Consider the following 18,210-nt stretch of genomic DNA (forward strand, 5'->3'; position numbering starts at 1 on the left):
CTTCTCTCCTCCCCCTCCGACCCCATACCCCTGGTCTGCTACGACCTCCTCCCATGGGAGCGCTTCCATGCCTGAACCCGAATCGCCCGTGACCTTCCCGCCCGCATTCCTGTGGGGCGCGGCGACCTCCGCGTACCAGATCGAGGGGGCGGTGCGGGAGGACGGCCGTACGCCCTCGATCTGGGACACCTTCAGCCATACGCCCGGCAAGACGGCCGGCGGCGAGACCGGTGACATCGCCAACGACCACTACCACCGCTACCGCGACGACGTGGCGATGATGGCGGACCTGGGCCTGACCGCGTACCGCTTCTCGGTGTCCTGGTCCCGGGTGCAGCCGACGGGCCGCGGCCCCGCCGTCCAGCGCGGCCTGGACTTCTACCNNCTGGAGGACGCGGGCGGCTGGCCCGAGCGCGAGACGGCGCTGCGTTTCGCCGAGTACGCGGGGATCGTCGGCGAGGCGCTCGGCGACCGTGTCGAGCAGTGGATCACCCTCAACGAGCCGTGGTGCAGCGCGTTCCTGGGGTACGGCTCCGGCGTGCACGCCCCCGGCCGCACCGACCCGGAGGCGTCCCTGCGGGCGGCGCACCACCTCAATCTGGCGCACGGCCTCGGCACCACGGCCCTGCGCGCCGCGATGCCCGCCCGCAACAGCATCGCGGTGAGCCTCAACTCCGCGGTGGTCAGGCCGCTGACCCAGGACCCCGCCGACGTGGCGGCGGCCCGGCGCATCGACGACCTGGCCAGCGGCATCTTCCACGGCCCGATGCTGCACGGCGCGTACCCGGAGACCCTGTTCGCGGCGACGGCTGCGGTGACGGACTGGTCGTACGTGCAGGACGGCGATCTCGCCCTGATCAAGCAGCCGTTGGACGCGCTGGGGCTCAACTACTACACGCCGACGCTGGTGTCGGCGGCGCCGGCAGACGGGTCGGGCCCGCGGGCGGACGGCCACGGGTCGAGTGAGTCCTCCCCCTGGCCGGGCGTGAACGACGTGGCCTTCCACCAGACTCCCGGCGAACGCACCGAGATGGGCTGGACGATCGACCCGACGGGCCTGCAGGACCTGCTCATGCGCTACGCCCGGGAGGTGCCGGGTCTGCCGCTGTACATCACGGAGAACGGCGCGGCGTACGACGACAAGCCGGACCCGGACGGCCGGGTCCACGACCCGGAGCGGATCGCATACCTGCACGGGCACCTGCGCGCGGTCCGCCGCGCGATCGCCGACGGCGCGGACGTACGCGGCTACTACCTCTGGTCCCTGATGGACAACTTCGAGTGGGCGTACGGCTACGACAAGCGCTTCGGCGCGGTGTACGTGGACTACGCGACCCAGGCCCGCACGCCGAAGTCGAGCGCCCTCTGGTACCGCGAGGCGGCCCGGAACGGGGAGCTGCCGCCGGTGAACACGATCGAGTAAACGCCCCGCCCGGGGGGGGAGCGGACGGGGCCAGGGACGAGGACGGGGCGCGGCACTACGAGGGGAGTGCCGCGCCCCGAGGTGTGCGTGCGCGGCGCGGTCGGGCAACCTCTCACGGACGCCGACACGGAGTTATTTGTCTGCCGAGCAATTGTGCGTGGCGGTGCGGGTGATACTGGCCTTCATGACTCCAGCGAACCGCCCGGGCACAGTCCACTTGCGGGCGTTCACCGAGGACGACCTCACCTTCCTCGATCGCCTCTGCACGGATCCCGATGCGCTCGGCGAGTTCGAGTGGCCCGGATTCGGTGATCCGAGGGCGCGCCGCAAGCGGTGGGCGACCGACGGGTACATCTCCGCCGAGTCCGCGGCGGTTGCGATCGCGCGGGCCGACGACACGGCTATCGGCATCGCCACCTGGAAGCCCCGTGGCTTCCCGTCGGGTGTCACCTACGAGATCGGCGTGGGGGTGCTCCCCGAGCATCGTGGACAGGGGGTGGGCACAGTGGCGCAGAAGCTGCTTGTGGACTACCTCTTGGGCCGCACGACTGCGAACCGAATCGAAGCCCTCACCAATGGCGGCAACCTCGGCGAGCAGAAAGCCCTCGAACGTCTGGGCTTCCGTCGGGAAGGGGTCATGCGCGGCAGGTCCTTCCAGCACGGCGAGTATGTCGACGTGCTTGTCTACGGCCTGCTCCGCTCAGAACACCATCCCGGAACGCCATGAGCATTCCCGCACCTGCTCCAAGCGAGGTTGAAAAGGCTCAATGGTGCCGATGACCTCACGCGTGAATGTCTTCCCGACATTGTGAAATGAGTAGGAATCTCGTCGGCGACACCCCGCCACCACCCCGCCACCGTCAGGACTCCGAGTACGCCTCCCAGCCATGGCGCGGCCGGACGTCTACGCAGACGTCTCCCCAAGGCGTGTCACTTCCGTCGGGGTAGATCGTTCCGCCCAGCTCGAACCATGTGAGCTTTCCGCGCACGGGCCCATGCGTGCAGACGCCCCACGCGTCGGCGCCGTACGAAATGAGCTGCATGCCACGGCCGTTCTCTTCCTCTGCCCCGGGAGTGCGACAGGTGGGGAGGCCTGGGGCCTCGTCCTGGATGACGACGCGGAGGCGCCGCGGGGTCCGCCAGCCGGCGTGCAGGGTCACGGGTGCCGCGCGTTTGGTGGTGGCGCAGGCGTTGATGGCGTTGGTCACCGCCTCCGACGTCAACAGGGCGGCGGTGTCGATGAGTTCGGCTCTGTCCGTGACCCGGAGCAACGTACGGACCGTTTCTCTCGCAGTGCGGACCCAGACCGGGTGGGGCGGGAAGACGAGCGATACGTCGGCGGGGCGAAAGGGATCTTCCATCGAGGAACTCCTTCGGCGGTGACTCGTGGGCGCACAGATGGCGGTCGGCTCCGGGCCCTCAACTGCGGTGAGGGGGCGGGTGCTTCTTCGTGAGCCCACAGGGATCGGTTGCCATGACGGTAGGGAAATGTTTTCCTTTGCAGCAAGCTTTTCCCTCGCATGTCACCTGAGTGAGTGATGGACCAACGGGTCGATGACTCGGAGGCATTGGCGTCGGCAGACTGCTGATCAGGAGGTCGGACATGCCACCCAGGAACAGCCCGAGTGAGCGTCAGCGCAGGCTTGGCGCGGAACTACGCAAACTGCGCACCCAGGCCGGGCTCTCGGGCGAGCGCGCCGCGACGATTCTGGACGCGGACCGTGCGCGCGTCAGCAACATCGAGGCCGGCCGCATCGACGTATCCCGCAACCGGCTCTATACGGTGCTCCGTGAATACGGATGCCGGTCCGGGCCTTACTTCGACGGCCTCATGGCGATGGCCCAGGAGCGAGGCAAGGGGTGGTGGGACGAGTTCCGCGACACCATCGGTCCTGCCGCCCGGGACCTGGCCGAGCTCGAATCCCGCTCGACGACGCTACGGACCCACGAGCCGCAGGTCATTCCCGGCCCGCTCCAAACCGAGGAGTACGCCCGTGCCGTGCTTGACACCACCGAGAACGATCCGCGCCGTGCGGACCGGTACGCCGAGTTCCGCCTGGCTCGGCAGCGCGTGCTGACGGGCGAATCACCAGCCTCGTATCACGCGATCATCCACGAAGCCGCGCTGCACACCCAGGTGGGCGGCGCGGCAGTCATGCGCAGGCAGCTGCTGCGGCTGATCGAGGTCTCCCGGCTACCGCACGTGATCGTGCAGGTGTACCCGTACGAAGCCGGTATCTACTCCGCGCACAGCGGCTCGTTCGTCATCTTCGGAGGTTCGGTTCCCGAACTGGACACGGTCTACCTGGAGCACCCGACGAACTCGCTCTTCTTGTGGGATGGGAGCCAACTCGACCAGTACGCCAGAATGTTCGAGCGGCTTGCGGAGCTTGCGTTGGTTCCGGTCGATCCGGACTCGGCGCCGGAAGCCCACGAGTCACGCGACTCACTGAGCCTCATCCAGCACGTCATGTACACCTTGTGAAAGGAAACGGGATGTCCCGACTCTCCTGGCAGAAGTCCTCGTTCAGCACGGGCGGCGAAGGCAACTGCGTGGAGTTGGCAACCGCCGTGCCTGCCAATCACATTCATCTCCGCGAGAGCGACCGCCCGTACGAGATAGCCACCGCCACGCCCCGCGCCCTCGCCGGGCTCCTCGGTGCCATCAAGAGCGGTGTCGTCGAGGGCCGGGCGCGCTGACCCCGAGCGGGCGTCCCTCGCACGCGAAGACGCCCCGGCCGGGTGGGGGGAAAGGTGCCGGCCGGGGCGTTCGGCCCCCGCACGCGCGTGGCTTGCGGGGGCGTTCGGGGCTGCTCAAGGGCTGCCGCCGCCAGGGCTACTTGTAGGCGGCGAAGGCCTTCGAGAAGGCGTTGGGGTCCTGGTCGATCGAGCTGCACGTCGCGTCGGCCGAGGGCTTCGGGCCGCCCGCGCACGCCTTGTCACGGGTGGCCGACCACAGGGAGAGCCAGCCGATCCCCTTCTCCTTGGCGAAGGCGACGAGCTGGGTGGCGTCGTCGACCTTGAAGATCTCCGTCGCCACGTCGTTGACGCCGATCATCGGGGTGACGGCGACCGCCTTCCAGGCGGCGTCGTCCGAGAGCCCGAGTACTCCCTTGATCTGCGCCTGGGTCGCCGTCGCGGCCTGTACGGCGTAGGTACCCATGTCGTCGCTGTACGCCGGTCCGTAGTCCATCGCCATGATGTTGACCGTGTCGATGCCGGCGCCGTTCGCCTTGGTGTCGGCGAGCAGGCTCACCCCGTCCTGGGTGAGGCCCTCGGGCATGACGGGGAGCGTGAACGAGACGTCCAGGTCCGGGTGTTCGCGCTGAAGCTGTGCGATCGCCTCGGCCCTGCGGGCGTTCGCCGCCTTGTTCGGCAGCGCGCCGCCCTCCACGTCGAAGTCGACCTTCGTCAGCTCGTACGCGTCCACGACCTTGCCGTACGCCGCCGCGAGGGCGTCCGCCGACGAGCAGTTCAGTGCCAGCTCGGAACCGGCCGCGCCGCCGAAGGAGACCCGGACGTCGCCTCCCGCGGCGCGCAGCTTGCCGATCTGCGCGGCGACCGCGTCGCTGCCGAGGTCCGTCACGCCGCCCCACTTGGGAGTGCAGCCGCCGCCGTCCGTGACGAAGGCCAGGTTGTAGTCCTTCACGCCGGTGGCCGCGGCGTTGGCGAGCAGATCGAAGGCGGGGTAGAGGGACGTGTCGACGTAGGGCGCGAAACCGGCCGAGGCGGCCGTTCCTCCACCGGAGGGCGTGTCGCCGCCGGTGGGCGCACCGGTCTCGGTGGGCGTACCGGTCTCGGTCTCGGCGGGTTTCGTCGGCTCCGACGGCGGTGTCGAGGTCGGCGTCGGCTGCTGTGTCGGGCGGCCCGTGGGCTCCGGCGTCGCCGCGTCGTCCACCGAGCACTTGGCGCCGTCGACGAGACAGCCGGTCGGGTCGCCGGAGCCACGCACCACGAAGCCGACGGTCACCGTCTCGCCCTTGGTGAGCCCGTCCTTGTCCCAGGACGGCGGCGTCACGGTGACGTGCCGGCCGCTCACCTTGGACTCGGCGTTCCACAGGGAGCTGAGCTGCGCGCCGGACGGCAGGTCGAACTCCAGCGTCCAGTCCGGCTTCGCGTCCGCGCTGTCGTTCGTCACGACGTACTGCGCGGTGTAGCCCGTCGACCAGTCGCTCGTCATGGTGTACGCGGCGCCGACGCCGGCCGCCTGTGCCGTACCGGAGAACACCAGGGCTCCGCCGCCGACCACGGCCGCGGCGACCACGCCGCCTATCGCCTTGTTCCTGCCACTGGCCATACGCCGCCGGTGCGTACTCATCGCGTGCCTGCCTTCGCTGCTCACGGGGCCCCATCAGGTCCTCGACCTCCCGTGGACCTGATGGGACCGAGGTGGGGGGTGCGACTGCACGCTAGCGATCCGGATTCGGGCAAAGTTCCGTATCCGGACGGGAGATGAGGTTCTTAGGGTGCGCTTAAGGAAGGGATCGGGATCGGTTAAAGGTCGAGACCAATTTGGTGGGTCTGCGCCGTCGCATCGTCCCCGGTCCCGTCCCCCGGTGGCCCCGCCGTTCCGGCTCGCGCCTGTCGAGCTGGACCCAGATCCTGACCTCGGTGCCGCCCAGGACGGAGCGGCCGATCCGCACGTCCCCGCCCGTCGACTCCGCGAGCCGGCTCACGATGTCGAGCCCGAGCCCGGTCGAGCCGTCGGCGCCCGAGCCCCGGCCGCGGGCCATCGCCGCCGCCGGGTCGGCTATCCCCGGGCCCGCGTCCGAGACGAGGACGATCACGGCGTCCTCGCCGTTGTGCACGTCGACCGCGAAGGCCGTGCCCTCGGCGGTGTGCCGGAACACGTTCCCGAGCAGGGCGTCGAGCGCGGCGACGAGATCGGCGCGGGCCACGGGTATCCGTACGGGCCGGTCGACCCCGGCCACCCGCACCTTGCGGCCCTCGTCCTCCGCGAGCGCCGACCAGAAGTCCATGCGCTCCCGGACGACCTCCGCCGCGTCGCACCCGACGCCGACTCCGAGCGCCGCGGTCTGCGGCTTGGCGTCCCGGGCCGTGCGGATGATCGTGTCGACCTCGCGCTCCAGCTGGGCGACCGCGGCCCGGGTCTGCTCGGCCGCGGGACCCTCGCCCAACGAGGCCGCGTTCAGCCGCAGCACCGTCAGCGGCGTACGCAGCCGGTGTGACAGGTCCGCCGCCAACTCCCGCTCGTTGGCGAGTAGTTGGACGACCTGGTCGGCCATGGAGTTGAAGGCGACCGCGGCGAGCCGCAGTTCCGTCGGCCCCTCCTCGGGCACGCGGACGCCCAGCTTCCCCTCCCCCAGTTCGTGCGCGCTCTCCACCAGGCGCTGCGCGGGCTGCACCATCCGTACGCCGAGCCGGTCGGCCACCGCGACCGAGCCGACGATGAGCGCGACACCGACGCCGGCGAGGACGGCCCAGGCCGTGGCCACCCCGTTGGTGACCTCCGACTCGGGGACGTACACCTCGACGACCGCGATGTCGCCCGAGGTCAGCGCGACGGGCTGCAGCAATGTGGAGCCGCCGGGCACCTCGGTGGTGGAGGCCCGGCCGAGCTTCCGGGTCGCGGCGATGTCCTTGTCGGCGGCCCGCTGCCGCCCAAGGTCTACGGCCTGCTGCCCGGCGCCACCGCCACCGTCCCCGCCGCCACCGTTGCCATCGCCGGCGGCGCTCGCGGGTATGTGCACCGCCATTCCCGCGTCCGAGCCCGCAGAGGCGACGACCCGTTCCAACTGGGCCCGGTCGGTGGTGATCGAGAGCGCGGGCGCGATGGCCGCCGCCTCCCGCTCGGCGTTCGAGAACGCCCGGTCCCTCGCCAACTCCCTGATCACCAGGCCGAGCGGGACCGCGAACGCCACCACGACCATCGTCGTGACGGCCACACAGACCTTGACCAGCGCCCATCTCATCGCGCCGGCTCCGCTCCCGACGACTCCACTCCCGGCGGCTCCAGCTTCACGCCGACCCCGCGCAGGGTGTGCAGATAGCGCGGCCGGGCCGCCGTCTCGCCCAGCTTCCGCCGCAGCCAGGACAGATGGACGTCTATGGTCTGGTCGTCCCCGTACGACTGCTGCCACACCTCGGCGAGCAGTTCCTTGCGCGCCACGACGACGCCGGGCCGCCCGGCGAGGAAGGCCAGCAGGTCGAACTCGCGCCGCGTCAGGTCCAGTCGTACGCCGTCCAGTTCGGCCTGGCGGCGCAGCGGGTCGATGGCGAGGCCGCCGACCCGGAGCTGCGGGGAGGGCGGCGGCTCGCCGGCCGAGGACCGGGCGCGGCGCAGCACCGCCGCCATCCGGGCCGCCAGGTGCTCGACGGAGAAGGGCTTGGTCAGGTAGTCGTCCGCGCCGTCGTTCAACAGCCGGACGATCTCCGTCTCGTCGTCCCGCGCGGTCGCCACGATCACGGGCACGTCGGTGATGCCGCGCAGCATCTTCAGCGCCTCCGACCCATCCAGGTCGGGCAGGCCGAGATCCAGGATCACGACGTCGAAGCGGAAATGGGCGACCTCGCGCAGCGCCTCAAGGGCCGTACCGACACTGCGCACCGTGTGTGCGGCCTCGGTCAGATGCCGGATGAGGGCGGAGCGTACGAACTGGTCGTCCTCGACCACGAGCACACTTGCCATGGCCCGCACCGTACGCCATACGGGGCAGGCGGGTCCGGGGCCTGTGGACAACTCCCCGGCACGGGGCACGGGACACACGTGGGGCTCGTGGGGCAGGATGGCCCGCGATGCGCAGAGGACTCGTACACGTACTGGCTTGGTCGCTCGCCACGGGCGCGGCGGTCACGCTGTCGTGGTGGGGTGTGCACACGGTCATGACGGGGACGGCCTACGATCCGCCGCAGGCGCTGCCGATCAGCGCGGACGGGGCCGCGCAAGGCGTGCAGCCGCTGGCCTCCGCCACGAGTCGGCCCGAGTCCGCACCGGAGTCCGAGTCGGCCGCGCCGTCGAAGAGCCGTGGACCGAGTGCGAGCCGTTCGCCCTCGGTCACCCCCTCGGTCACTACCTCGTCGTCACCCTCGCGACCCTCGCGATCGAAGCCGGCGAGTTCCGATCCGGACACGGCCGCCTCGGGCGAGGTGAAGAGTTACGACACCGGCGGGGGGCGAGTCGTCTTCGATCTCGGGAAGACGTCCGCGTCGCTGGTGTCCGCCACTCCCGCGTCGGGGTGGTCGATGCAGGTGTGGAACACCGAGACGTGGATCCGGGTGGATTTCTCGTCCGGGGCGGATCGGGTTTCGGTGTTCTGCACGTGGCACGACTCCGCTCCGCGGGTTGAGGTCAACGACTACTGAGCGCTCCGCGGGGGCCGTGAGTTGTCTGCGGGTATGTGGGGGCTGGTCGCGCAGTTCCCCGCGCCCCTGAAAGCAGTCGGTCTCTATTTGAAGACGGACGGTGGTGGGGCGGGGGACGCCACCGCTGCCGCGTCCGTCACCGGGGTTGCTCCGCCGGTGAAGTCCGTGAGTGACCTGCCGTGTTCGACTCTCGCGGGGTGGGGGTCGGAAGCCGCGCGGCGGGTGAGTTCCGCGATGGGCAGGGGCAGGTCCGATGCGACCAGGACGGCGTTGCCGAAGCGTTTGCCGCGCAGGACCGTCGGGTCGGCGACGAGGGCGAGTTCGGGAAAGACACCCGCGGCGGTGGCGATCTGGCCGCGCAGATGCGCCAGGGGCGGGCCGTCGGCGAGGTTGGCGGCGTACAGGCCACCGGCCTTGACGACCCTGCGTACGTCGGTGAGGAACTCGCCGGACGTCAGATGCGCGGGCGTGCGCGCCCCGCTGAACACATCCGCTATGACCAGGTCCGCCCAGCCGTCCGGCACCTTGGCGAGCCCTTCGCGCGCGTCGACCGACCGCACCCTGATCCGGGCGTTCGGGTCCAACGGCAGCTCGCGCCGGACCAGTTGGACGAGCGCCGCGTCCCGTTCGGCGACCTGCTGGGTGGAGCGGGGGCGGGTCGCGGCCACGTACCGGGCGAGGGTGAGGGCGCCACCGCCGAGGTGCACGGCGTGCACGGGCCTGCCGGGCGGGGCGACGAGGTCGATGACGTGACCGAGACGGCGTTGGTACTCGAAGCTCAGATACGCCGGGTCGTCGAGGTCGACATGGGACTGCGGGGCCCCGTCGATGAGCAGGGTCCAGGCCCGCGGCCGGTCCCGGTCGGGCATCAGTTCGGCAAGCCCGCCGTCGACACGCTCGACGACGGTCTCACGTGCCACACGTCGATTTTTAGGTCTCGCCATCTGCCCATTATCAGCCGGACGGAACGACCTGGCTCAGCGGCAGCGCCCCGCGAGGGGCGCGGGGAACTGCGCGACGAGCCACGACGGACCCGCGGCGCCAACGAGACCGCAAGCCCCCGAGCCCCCGCCAAGCCTCAACGGCAGTTGTCCGCGGCCTCGATCAACCGCGCCGCCTCCCCCAGCGCGGCCCGCAGCACGGCCGGGTCCGTGGCCAGTTCCGCCTCCCCCGGCGGAAGCAGCCAGTCCGATCCCTCGACGGACGACTCGGGCGCCAGGCGAACCCCCTGCCCGTCGGTCCGCGTACACGTACTGCCCGGGACGTCCCAGGCGGAAGCCGTTCCGGACGGCACCAGAAACCCAAGAATGTCGCAGTTGTCGTCGTGCAGTACGGGTCCGACGGCCTCGGCGGGAGCGCCCCGCCGCAGGATGTCGACGGCCTCAAGACCCTGCCGCGCGGGCACCATGACGAGATCGCACGGGTCATCGGGGCCGGCGCCCCGCTCACCTCCGCACGGCGACGTCGGCAACGTCGACACCGACTGCACCGACTGCACCGACTGCGGACAGAAATCGATGCCCTGCCTGGTCTCCATCCTGGCCTCCACCACGGAACCCTCCTCGATCGAGCACACCGCACGGTTCAACGCTCCACAGCGTCAAGGGCTACGGCAAAACTCGGCCGCAAAGGATGGCAGTTCATGGCGGATCAGGGATGAGATATCCGTTTTGTAGCTAAACCCCGCGTGGTGGTCCCGTCACAGCGGGTACGTTCGTGCCCGCCGAAAACACAGCCGCGGCTCGATCGAAAGAATGATCAACTCGCGCTGGTTCCGGCATGGTTCGACGGTTCGCGAGAGAGGGCCCGGCCATGGCGTCGTCACCGATGACCTCGTCGTCCCAGTCACCTCGGCCGCCGCGGCCGAACCTCGCCTTCCGGCGCCTGCGCGGACAGCGCTCACCGGGCGAGTTCGCCGCGGCGGTGCGACGGGCGGCCCGGGAGATCGACGAACGGGTCAGCTGCGACGCTCGCTACATCGGGCGGGTAGAGGCCGGCGAGATCCGCTGTCCCAACTACGCGTACGAGCGGGTGTTCCTGCACATGTTCCCCGGCCGGACGCTGGCCGACCTGGGCTTCGTGCCCCGTTCAGCGGTACGTGGACGGGGGGCGCGCACTGCCGAGAGTGCGCTCTCTCCACACACCACGAGCCCGCTGCCCGCTCCCCATGAGACGGACGGGGCGCACGAGCCGCACGAACCGCACGAGCCGCACTATCCGCTTGACCCGCACGACCCGCATGACCCGCATGAGATCGACGATCAGAACCACGAGGAGAGCGACGTGCGACGTCGCGCATTCATGAGCGGCGGTACCGCCACGGTGGCCGCCGCCTCGCTGGGCCCCTGGGGGCTCGCGTTCGGCGGCACGGCCGAGGCCGCGCCGCGTTCCGTGCGCCGGGTCGGCGAGGCGGAGGCCGGCGCACTGGAGGAGGCCGTCCGCAAGATCCGGCTGCTGGACGACCGGCACGGCGCCGACGGGCTGTACCGGAGAGCGGCGGCTCCGCTGCGGGCCGCGTACGCCCTGCTGGACGTCGGCGCGACACGGCAGACGACCGCCGAGCGGCTGCACGCGGGGGCCGGTGAACTGGCCATCTCCGTGGGCTGGCTGGCGCACGACTCGGGGCGTTTCGACGACGCGCGCTCGCACTACGCGGAGGCGCTCGCGACGGCCCGGGTGGCCGGGGACCCGGCCCTGGAGGCACACGCCTTCTGCAACACGTCGTTCCTCGCGAGGGACGCGGGCCGGCCGCGCGAGGCGGTCCGCGCGGCCCAGGCGGCGCAGTACGCGGCGCGCTCCCTGGGCTCGGCCCGGCTCCTGTCGCTGCTCGCGCTGCGCGAGGCGGGCGGCTGGGCGGGGCTCGCCGACCGGACGGGCTGCGAACAGGCGCTGACCCGGGCGCAGGCCCTGTACGGGCGCGGCCCCTGTGACGCCGATCCGGAGTGGATGAGCTTCTACGGAGACGCCGAACTGGCCGGCCTGGAGGCCCAGTGCTGGTCCACGCTGGGCGACTGGCAGCGCGCGGCCCACCAGGCACGCCGGGCGACCCGGCTCCAGGACCCGCACTTCACCCGCAATCTCGCCCTCTACACGGCCGAACTCGCCGACGACCTGGCCCGCGCCGGACACCCCGACGAGGCCGCCGCGGCCGGGCTGCGCGTCCTGGACCTGCTGGACGAGGTCCAGTCGTCCCGGGTGCAGACGATGCTGGCGGGCACGGCCAGGGTCCTGCTGCCGCACCGCCGCGCGTCGGGGGTGTCGGACTTCCTGGCACGGCACGGGGCGCTGCCGCGACCGACCTGACACACCGGGAAACGACGACGAGCGGCGGGCGGCAGCAGGCGGGCAGGCGGGCAGGCGGGCAGGCGGCGAACCGTTACGCGGTCAGGTGGCCGCAGTCGTTCCAGGTCTCGATCGCCGACTCCCCGTAGGCCCAGCCCAGGACCGAGAGGGACGTCGGGTTGAGGCGGACGCGGGCCGCGAAGCCGAGGTCGAGGCCGAGCCAGCGGGCACCGATCGCCCGCAGGATGTGGCCGTGCGCGAAGACCAGCACGTCACGGTCCTCGGAGCGGACCCACTCGACCACCTCGTCCGCGCGCGCGGAGACCTCGGCGAGGGTCTCGCCCCGGGGCACGCCGTCCCGCCAGACCAGCCAGTCGGGCCGGTCGGCCCGGATCTCCGCGGGGGTCATCCCCTCGTACGCGCCGTAGTCCCACTCCATGAGCGTGTCCCAGGGGGTCGCCCGGTCACCGAAGCCGGCCAGTTCGCACGTCTCACGCGCGCGTGCCAGCGGACTGGTGCGGACCGTCACTCCGGGCAGCCCGTCCAGCGGCGCCCGGTGCAGTCGCTCGCCGAGGAGCTTGGCACCACGTCTACCCTCGTCCAGGAGCGGGACGTCGGTCCTGCCGGTGTGCTTGCCGGACAGCGACCATTCCGTCTGTCCGTGCCGGGCCAGCAGGATGCGCGGTGCCATGAAGAAGGGCCTTTCCGGGAGGATCGATCGGTGAGCCGCAGAAGAACAAGAGATGAACCGGTCCATCATCGCGCACGTGCCCGCGGAGCAACCCCGTGGGCGATCTCAGCGTCTTTGAGCACCAGAGGGCGCCCCCACAGGGGAAGCACACAGCCCGTACATTGGTCCGCGGCACTGCGGGCGGGGTAGCAGGAGGGGGAGGAATCGGATGCTGCGGACCGATGCACCAAGCACGGAGGCGGCACCACGTGCCCGGCTCCGCTGGTGGACCGAGCTGCCCCTGCTCCTGCTGGTGTACGGGGCGTACTCGGGCGGTCGGCTCCTCGTGCGCGGGAACGTGACCAGTGCCGTCGACCACGGCCTGGCGATCCTGCGGGTCGAGAAGTTCTTCTTCCTCAACGCCGAGCACCCGCTGAACCGGCTGTTCACCCGTGAGCCCTGGCTCGGCATCCCGGCGGACTTCTGGTACGCGTCGCTGCACTACATGGTCACGCCCGCCGTCCTGATCTGGCTGTTCCGCTCCCACGCGGTGCGTTACAGGGCTGCCCGGACCTGGCTGATGGCGTCCACGTTCATGGGCCTGATCGGCTTCACCCTGCTGCCGACCTGTCCGCCGCGGCTGCTGTCGGCGAGCCACGGGTTCGTCGACACGATGGCCCAGTACAGCGACTACGGCTGGTGGGGCGGCGAGGCGAGCGCGCCCCGCGGACTCGGCGGCATGACGAACCAGTACGCGGCGATGCCGAGCCTGCACTGCGGCTGGGCCCTGTGGTGCGGTGTGATGCTCTGGATGTACGGCGGCACGCGGCTCACCAAGATCGCGGGAGTCCTCTACCCGCTGATCACCACGATCGTCGTGATGGGCACCGCCAACCACTACTTCCTCGACGCGGTCGCGGGCTTCGTCGTCATGGGCGCCGGGTTCCTGCTCACCCGGCCGGTGCTGCGGCTCGCGGACAAGGTCCGGGCGCGGTACGGGATCCGGCCCTTCGCACCGGTCGCCGAGGCCGTCACACATACCTCCACACATACCTCCACACCTGCCTCCACGCGTACCTCGCACGGCACAGGTTCCTCAATTGTCAGTGCGGAGTGCCAGACTTCCCCGGGTGAGCGACTTCCCCGACAGCGCAAGGTCCCAGCCACCCCGGGTGCCGCCGACCCGGGAGCCGAGCCGGAAGCCAGTCCCGCCGACGCGGGGGACGAGACTCCGGCAGCGGCTCGCTGAGCTGCGCGGCGCGGCGGTCCCGCCGCAGCCGCTGGACGCGCGCGCCCTCGCCGCGCTCGCCGCGAACCCGGGGTGCCGGCGGCGCGCGATCCTCGACGGGGCGGGCGTGAACAAGGCGGTGCTGGCGAGCGCCCTCGGCTCGCCCTCGGCCTTCGGGCAGTCGCAGTTCGCGTTCATGCGGGGCAACGCCTTCGAGGCGCGGGTCAAGGCCGACGGAGGCGCCGAGCTGCTGCGGCTCGTGCACGAGAAGGTGGACCCGGGAGCCGAACCGCCCGCCGCCGGCATCGTCCCCGACCTCACCGCCGTCGGCCCCGAGGGACGTACCGCTCGTACGGCCCTGGCCCTGCGCGAGGCCACCGCGGCGGGCGTCTGGACACTGCTCGACCACCCGTTGCTCGCGCTGGACGTGGCGGACTCCCCCGCCTTCCTGGAGCCGGACGCGGTGGTCGTGCACCCCGACGGGAGCTGGACGGTCGTCGAGATCAAGTCCTTCCCGATGCTGGACGGTTCGGCGGACGCGGCCAAGGTCGGCGCGGCGGCCCGCCAGGCCGCGGTGTACGTACTGGCCCTTGAGCAGGTCGCGGCCCGCCTCGACCCCGCGCCCAGGGTCCGGCACACGGTGCTGCTGGTCTGCCCGAAGGACTTCTCCAACCTGCCCACCGCGTCGGCCGTGGACGTCCGCAAGCAGCGCTCGGTGACCCGCCGCCAGCTGGACCGGCTCACCCGCGTCGAGGACATCGCCGACGCGCTCCCCGAGGGCACCTGCTTCGCCCCCGACCTGCCCGCCGCCGAGCTGACGGCCGCGGTGGAGTCGGTTCCGGCGACGTACGCCCCCGAGTGCCTCGCCGCCTGCGAACTCGCCTTCCATTGCCGGGGCCGCTCCCGCGCGCAGGGCGCGGTGACCGCGCTCGGCCGCTCCCTGCGGGCCGAGCTCGGCGGCCTGACCTCGGTCGCCGACGTCCTGTCGGCGGCCCACGGCACCACCGGCGACCCGACCGACCCGACGGTCGCGGCACTACGCAGAGCAGCAACACTCCGAGCCGAGGCCCTGACCCCGGTAAGGGTGGCCACCGCAAGGCCGGGCCCCGTAAGGGGCGCGGGGAACTGCGCGCCCAGCCCCGACGGCGCCGCAGCCAATCCACCAACCCCAGCGGAGCGAACCGCGTCGCAGACCGGGCGATCGGGGACCCCATGTCCCTGATCACCACCCTCGCCCGCCTGGAAGCCGTGGACACCGGCCTGGCCCAGCCCCTCACCACCGTCCGGCACCGCCACCTCACCGCCCGCCCCCTGGTCCTCGTACCGCTCACCACCGCGGGGGAGGCCGGCGCCCCGCTCGGGGCACTCGTCGGCACGGACCGCGACGCGCCACGGCTGCTGGTCGTCCCGCAGCCCCGCGACCGCGACCTGCGGTTCGCGTTCCTCGCCGAACTGGCGGACGTCGTCCTGCCGTACATCGACGACTACGCCGGGGACGTCGAGGCCGCCGAGCGCAGCGAGACCGACCCGGAGACCGGCAAGCGGGTCAAGGTCGAGGTCGAACTGTGCGCGGACGCCCCGCAGTTGATCGTGCCGAGCCGGGCCGGCATCGAGCTGGTACGGCTGCTGGGGCGCTCCATGCGCTTTCGGCGCACCGCCGAGCAGGACCCGGAGAACCCGCATCCGGCGCCGCCGCGCGTTCCGCTGCTCGGACGGTGGCTCACGCACTACGGGGAGCGGGCTCGGGTGCCGGGTTCGTCGCTCCTGCTCGCCCTCACGGATGTCCTGTCACGGCACTGGGCCACCGGCCAGTCCACGCTGGAGGACCAGCACCTGGGGGCGCTGCTCGCCTGGATCGACCCCCCGCGGGGCGAGTCCGGCGCCGGGGCCGCGCTGCGGGCCGAGCTGCTGCGGGACGCCCAGCGGCAGCTCGTCTGCCCGCCCGCCGGGCCCGCCACCGACCCGGCCTTCGACAACAAACTGCTCGCCCCGGCCATCGAGCGCTACGACCGCGCGCGTACGGCGCTGTCGGCCGCCGAGGACGGCTTGGAGGCGGACGACCGGCTCGGCGAGCTCACCGCCGCCGAGCGGCACATCCGCGAGCTGGTGGCGAGCCGCACCCGCCCCACCTGGGACGCGGTGTGGCGCGGCCTCGACCTGCTGCGGACCCTGCCCGAGGGCCCGCGCGCGGCCGACCGGTGGACCCGCGACCGCTGGTCGTTCACCGGCCACCGGGACCGTGTCCTCGCCGGCGAACCGCCGCAGCCGCGCCGCGACGACGCGGTCACCGCGGCGAACAAACTCGCCACGCGCGAGCGCGAACAGGCCCGCCTCGAAGCGCAGGAGGCCCTCGACGACCCGCTCCTCATGGCCGGGCGGCGGCTCGCGGGCGAGGCCTTCGCCGGTGAGGTCACCGATGTCGTGATGGCGTACAGCGAGGGGAAGCGGCCAAGCCCGCGGCCCCTGGTGACCGTACGCACGGACGACCGGCCGCATCTCGGCGAGCGCGCGAAGGTCTACCGGTCGCTCGCCGGAAAGCCGCAGGCGGCCGAATTCGTGGCGGCGGAGTACGAGGACGACGGCCCGACCACGGACAGCGGAGGCACGCTCGTCGTGCTGCGCGTCGTCGACAAGATGGGCCGCGGCAAGGAGCCCGAGCCCGGCTCCGTACCGGAGAAGGGCGACCTGCTCTGCTTCACGCTCTTCGAGCACGAGCAGCGGGGCGGCGCGAAGCTGCCCGAGCCGGAGGACACGCCGTGGACACACGGCGGGCCGCCCGGAGAAGCCGACGCAGTCCCGCGGGCCGACGCGGTGACCGAGGAGGACGTCCTGTGACCGCCGTCTTCGAGCCGGGGACCGCCGGGTTCGACCCGACCGGGTTCGACCCGACCGTGTTCGACCCGGGGGCCGAGGCCGCCCGCGCCACCGACGCGATCCTGCGCGACACCCTGCACGGGACACACCGCGGGGTCGTGGTCGACTCCCCGCCCGGCGCCGGCAAGTCCACGCTCGTCGTGCGGGCCGCGCTCGAACTGGCTGCCGCCGGGCGCCCGTTGATGGTCATCGCACAGACGAACGCGCAGGTCGACGACCTGGTCCTGCGGCTCGCCGCGAAGAACCCGGAGCTACCCGTCGGCCGTTTGCACAGCAGCGACGCCGACCCGTACGACAAGGCGCTCGACGACCTGCCGAGCGTCCGCAAGTCCGCGAAGGCCGGCGAGCTCGCCGGGCTCGACGTGGTCATCTCGACCGCCGCGAAGTGGGCGCACGTCAAGGGTGTCGAGCCGTGGCGGCACGCGATCGTCGACGAGGCGTACCAGATGCGCTCGGACGCACTGCTCGCGGTGGCCGGGCTCTTCGAGCGGGCGCTGTTCGTGGGTGACCCGGGCCAGTTGGACCCGTTCGCGATCGTCGGCGCGGAGCAGTGGGCGGGTCTGTCGTACGACCCGTCGGCCTCGGCCGTGACGACCCTCCTCGCGCACAATCCGGACCTGCCGCAGCACCGGCTCCCCGTCTCCTGGCGGCTTCCCGCGTCGGCGGCACCGCTGGTCTCGGACGCGTTCTACCCCTTCACGCCGTTCCGCAGCGGTACGGGCCACGGCGACCGCCGGCTCACCTTCGCGATGGCGTCGGACGGTTCGGGCCCCGACCGGGTCATCGACGAGGCGGCGGAATCGGGCTGGGGCCTGCTGGAACTCCCGGCCGGGCACACCCCGCGTACGGACCCGGAGGCCATCCGGGCCCTCGCCCTCGTCGTACGCCGCCTCCTGGACCGGGACGGCACGGCGACCTCGGAGATCCCCCAGCCCTCCAGCGGCGGGACCCCCGGCACGCCCGCCACCGACGCGACCCCGCTGACGGCCGACCGCATCGCCGTCGGCACGGCCCACCGTGACCAGGCGGCGGCCGTCCGCGCGGCGCTGGCCGAGCTGGGCGTCCAGGAGGTGACCGTCGACACGGCGAACCGGCTGCAGGGCCGCGAGTTCGACGTGACCGTCGTCCTGCACCCGCTGTCCGGCCGCCCCGACGCGACGGCCTTCCACCTGGAGACGGGCCGCCTGTGCGTCCTGACCTCCCGCCACCGCCACGCCTGCATCGTCGTCTGCCGCGCCGGCGTCACCGACCTCCTCGACGACCACCCCTCCACGGAACCGGTCCAGCTGGGCGTCACGGTGAAGTTCCCGGACGGCTGGGAGGCCAGCCACGCCGTGCTGTCGCACCTGTCGGAACACCGCGTGCCGTGGAAGCCCTGAACATGGGGGGACGGGGAGCACGGGGGCATGC

General features: G+C 71.9%; 17 protein-coding genes and 1 pseudogene. 11 read left to right on the forward strand and 7 right to left on the reverse strand.

Going from position 1 to position 18,210, the window contains the following annotated elements; all coding sequences use genetic code 11:
- Positions 1-67: 67 nt before the first annotated feature.
- From AOK01_RS45170 to AOK01_RS19840, 3 genes and pseudogenes are all read left to right on the forward strand, one after another.
- Positions 68-383 (forward strand): family 1 glycosylhydrolase (locus AOK01_RS45170; RefSeq protein ID WP_245702326.1); only part of this gene is annotated, 316 nt, incomplete at its 3' end.
- 2 nt (positions 384-385) lie between these two features.
- A pseudogene (locus AOK01_RS19835) lies at positions 386-1,423 on the forward strand (glycoside hydrolase family 1 protein); the annotation flags it as partial.
- A gap of 184 nt (positions 1,424-1,607) precedes the next feature.
- On the forward strand, positions 1,608-2,150 hold the full coding sequence (locus AOK01_RS19840; protein WP_063792825.1) for a GNAT family N-acetyltransferase: 543 nt from the start codon (positions 1,608-1,610) through the stop codon (positions 2,148-2,150).
- A 133-nt stretch (positions 2,151-2,283) separates the two neighbouring features.
- Here the strand turns inward: AOK01_RS19840 and AOK01_RS19845 are convergent, their stop codons facing one another.
- Positions 2,284-2,784, reverse strand: coding sequence for an ATP-binding protein (locus AOK01_RS19845; RefSeq protein WP_079103575.1), 501 nt, complete (start codon positions 2,782-2,784; stop codon positions 2,284-2,286).
- Positions 2,785-3,026: 242 nt separating this feature from the next.
- On the opposite strand from AOK01_RS19845, the gene AOK01_RS19850 reads away from it, so the two are divergent.
- Together AOK01_RS19850 and AOK01_RS19855 are read left to right on the forward strand one after the other, a co-directional pair.
- Positions 3,027-3,908 (forward strand): helix-turn-helix domain-containing protein, encoded by an 882-nt coding sequence (locus tag AOK01_RS19850; RefSeq protein ID WP_055513541.1) that lies wholly within the window; start codon positions 3,027-3,029, stop codon positions 3,906-3,908.
- A gap of 11 nt (positions 3,909-3,919) precedes the next feature.
- Positions 3,920-4,123 (forward strand): DUF397 domain-containing protein, encoded by a 204-nt coding sequence (locus tag AOK01_RS19855; protein ID WP_055513543.1) that lies wholly within the window; start codon positions 3,920-3,922, stop codon positions 4,121-4,123.
- 136 nt (positions 4,124-4,259) lie between these two features.
- Here AOK01_RS19855 and AOK01_RS19860 read toward each other — a convergent pair whose 3' ends face one another.
- The 3 genes from AOK01_RS19860 to AOK01_RS19870 all read right to left on the reverse strand — a co-directional run bounded on the left by AOK01_RS19860 (position 4,260) and on the right by AOK01_RS19870 (position 8,072).
- Positions 4,260-5,741: a glycoside hydrolase family 18 protein gene (locus tag AOK01_RS19860; RefSeq protein WP_055513562.1), complete on the reverse strand. Its 1,482-nt coding sequence runs from the start codon at positions 5,739-5,741 to the stop codon at positions 4,260-4,262.
- Positions 5,742-5,895: 154 nt separating this feature from the next.
- Positions 5,896-7,356 (reverse strand): sensor histidine kinase, encoded by a 1,461-nt coding sequence (locus AOK01_RS19865; protein ID WP_055513545.1) that lies wholly within the window; start codon positions 7,354-7,356, stop codon positions 5,896-5,898.
- On the reverse strand, positions 7,353-8,072 hold the full coding sequence (locus tag AOK01_RS19870; protein WP_055513546.1) for a response regulator transcription factor: 720 nt from the start codon (positions 8,070-8,072) through the stop codon (positions 7,353-7,355). The genes AOK01_RS19865 and AOK01_RS19870 overlap by 4 nt, the downstream gene beginning before the upstream one ends.
- A gap of 107 nt (positions 8,073-8,179) precedes the next feature.
- On the opposite strand from AOK01_RS19870, the gene AOK01_RS45175 reads away from it, so the two are divergent.
- Entirely contained in the window at positions 8,180-8,746 is a 567-nt protein-coding gene (locus tag AOK01_RS45175) for a hypothetical protein (protein ID WP_055513548.1), read from the forward strand.
- Between the two features lie 83 nt (positions 8,747-8,829).
- On the opposite strand, the gene AOK01_RS19880 is transcribed toward AOK01_RS45175, so the two are convergent.
- On the reverse strand, positions 8,830-9,690 hold the full coding sequence (locus AOK01_RS19880; protein WP_055513550.1) for a spermidine synthase: 861 nt from the start codon (positions 9,688-9,690) through the stop codon (positions 8,830-8,832).
- Between the two features lie 134 nt (positions 9,691-9,824).
- Positions 9,825-10,154: a hypothetical protein gene (locus tag AOK01_RS19885; RefSeq protein WP_245702327.1), complete on the reverse strand. Its 330-nt coding sequence runs from the start codon at positions 10,152-10,154 to the stop codon at positions 9,825-9,827.
- A gap of 404 nt (positions 10,155-10,558) precedes the next feature.
- Between AOK01_RS19885 and AOK01_RS19890 the strand changes: the two genes are divergently transcribed.
- Entirely contained in the window at positions 10,559-12,049 is a 1,491-nt protein-coding gene (locus AOK01_RS19890) for an NsdA family TPR-like regulatory protein (RefSeq protein WP_055513552.1), read from the forward strand.
- Between the two features lie 73 nt (positions 12,050-12,122).
- On the opposite strand, the gene AOK01_RS19895 is transcribed toward AOK01_RS19890, so the two are convergent.
- Positions 12,123-12,719, reverse strand: a complete 597-nt coding sequence (locus AOK01_RS19895; RefSeq protein ID WP_055513554.1) for a histidine phosphatase family protein — start codon at positions 12,717-12,719, stop codon at positions 12,123-12,125.
- Between the two features lie 208 nt (positions 12,720-12,927).
- Between AOK01_RS19895 and AOK01_RS19900 the strand changes: the two genes are divergently transcribed.
- The 4 genes from AOK01_RS19900 to AOK01_RS19915 are packed head-to-tail and all read left to right on the forward strand — an operon-like array spanning position 12,928 to position 18,179.
- Positions 12,928-13,947 carry a phosphatase PAP2 family protein gene (locus AOK01_RS19900; RefSeq protein ID WP_055513556.1) on the forward strand — a complete coding sequence of 340 codons (1,020 nt, stop codon included), beginning with the start codon at positions 12,928-12,930 and terminating at the stop codon, positions 13,945-13,947.
- Positions 13,871-15,148, forward strand: a complete 1,278-nt coding sequence (locus tag AOK01_RS19905; protein ID WP_079103576.1) for a hypothetical protein — start codon at positions 13,871-13,873, stop codon at positions 15,146-15,148. The genes AOK01_RS19900 and AOK01_RS19905 overlap by 77 nt, the downstream gene beginning before the upstream one ends.
- A complete protein-coding gene (locus AOK01_RS19910) occupies positions 15,139-16,761 on the forward strand; it encodes a hypothetical protein (protein WP_055513558.1) in 1,623 nt (540 codons plus the stop codon). The genes AOK01_RS19905 and AOK01_RS19910 overlap by 10 nt, the downstream gene beginning before the upstream one ends.
- Complete coding sequence (locus AOK01_RS19915; RefSeq protein ID WP_425424745.1) at positions 16,758-18,179, forward strand: AAA domain-containing protein; 1,422 nt, start codon at positions 16,758-16,760, stop codon at positions 18,177-18,179. Before AOK01_RS19910 ends, AOK01_RS19915 begins: the two co-directional genes overlap by 4 nt.
- The last annotated feature ends 31 nt before the right edge of the window (positions 18,180-18,210 follow it).

Origin of the sequence: Streptomyces aurantiacus (genome assembly GCF_001418335.1) — a bacterium.
Lineage (GTDB): Bacteria > Actinomycetota > Actinomycetes > Streptomycetales > Streptomycetaceae > Streptomyces > Streptomyces aurantiacus.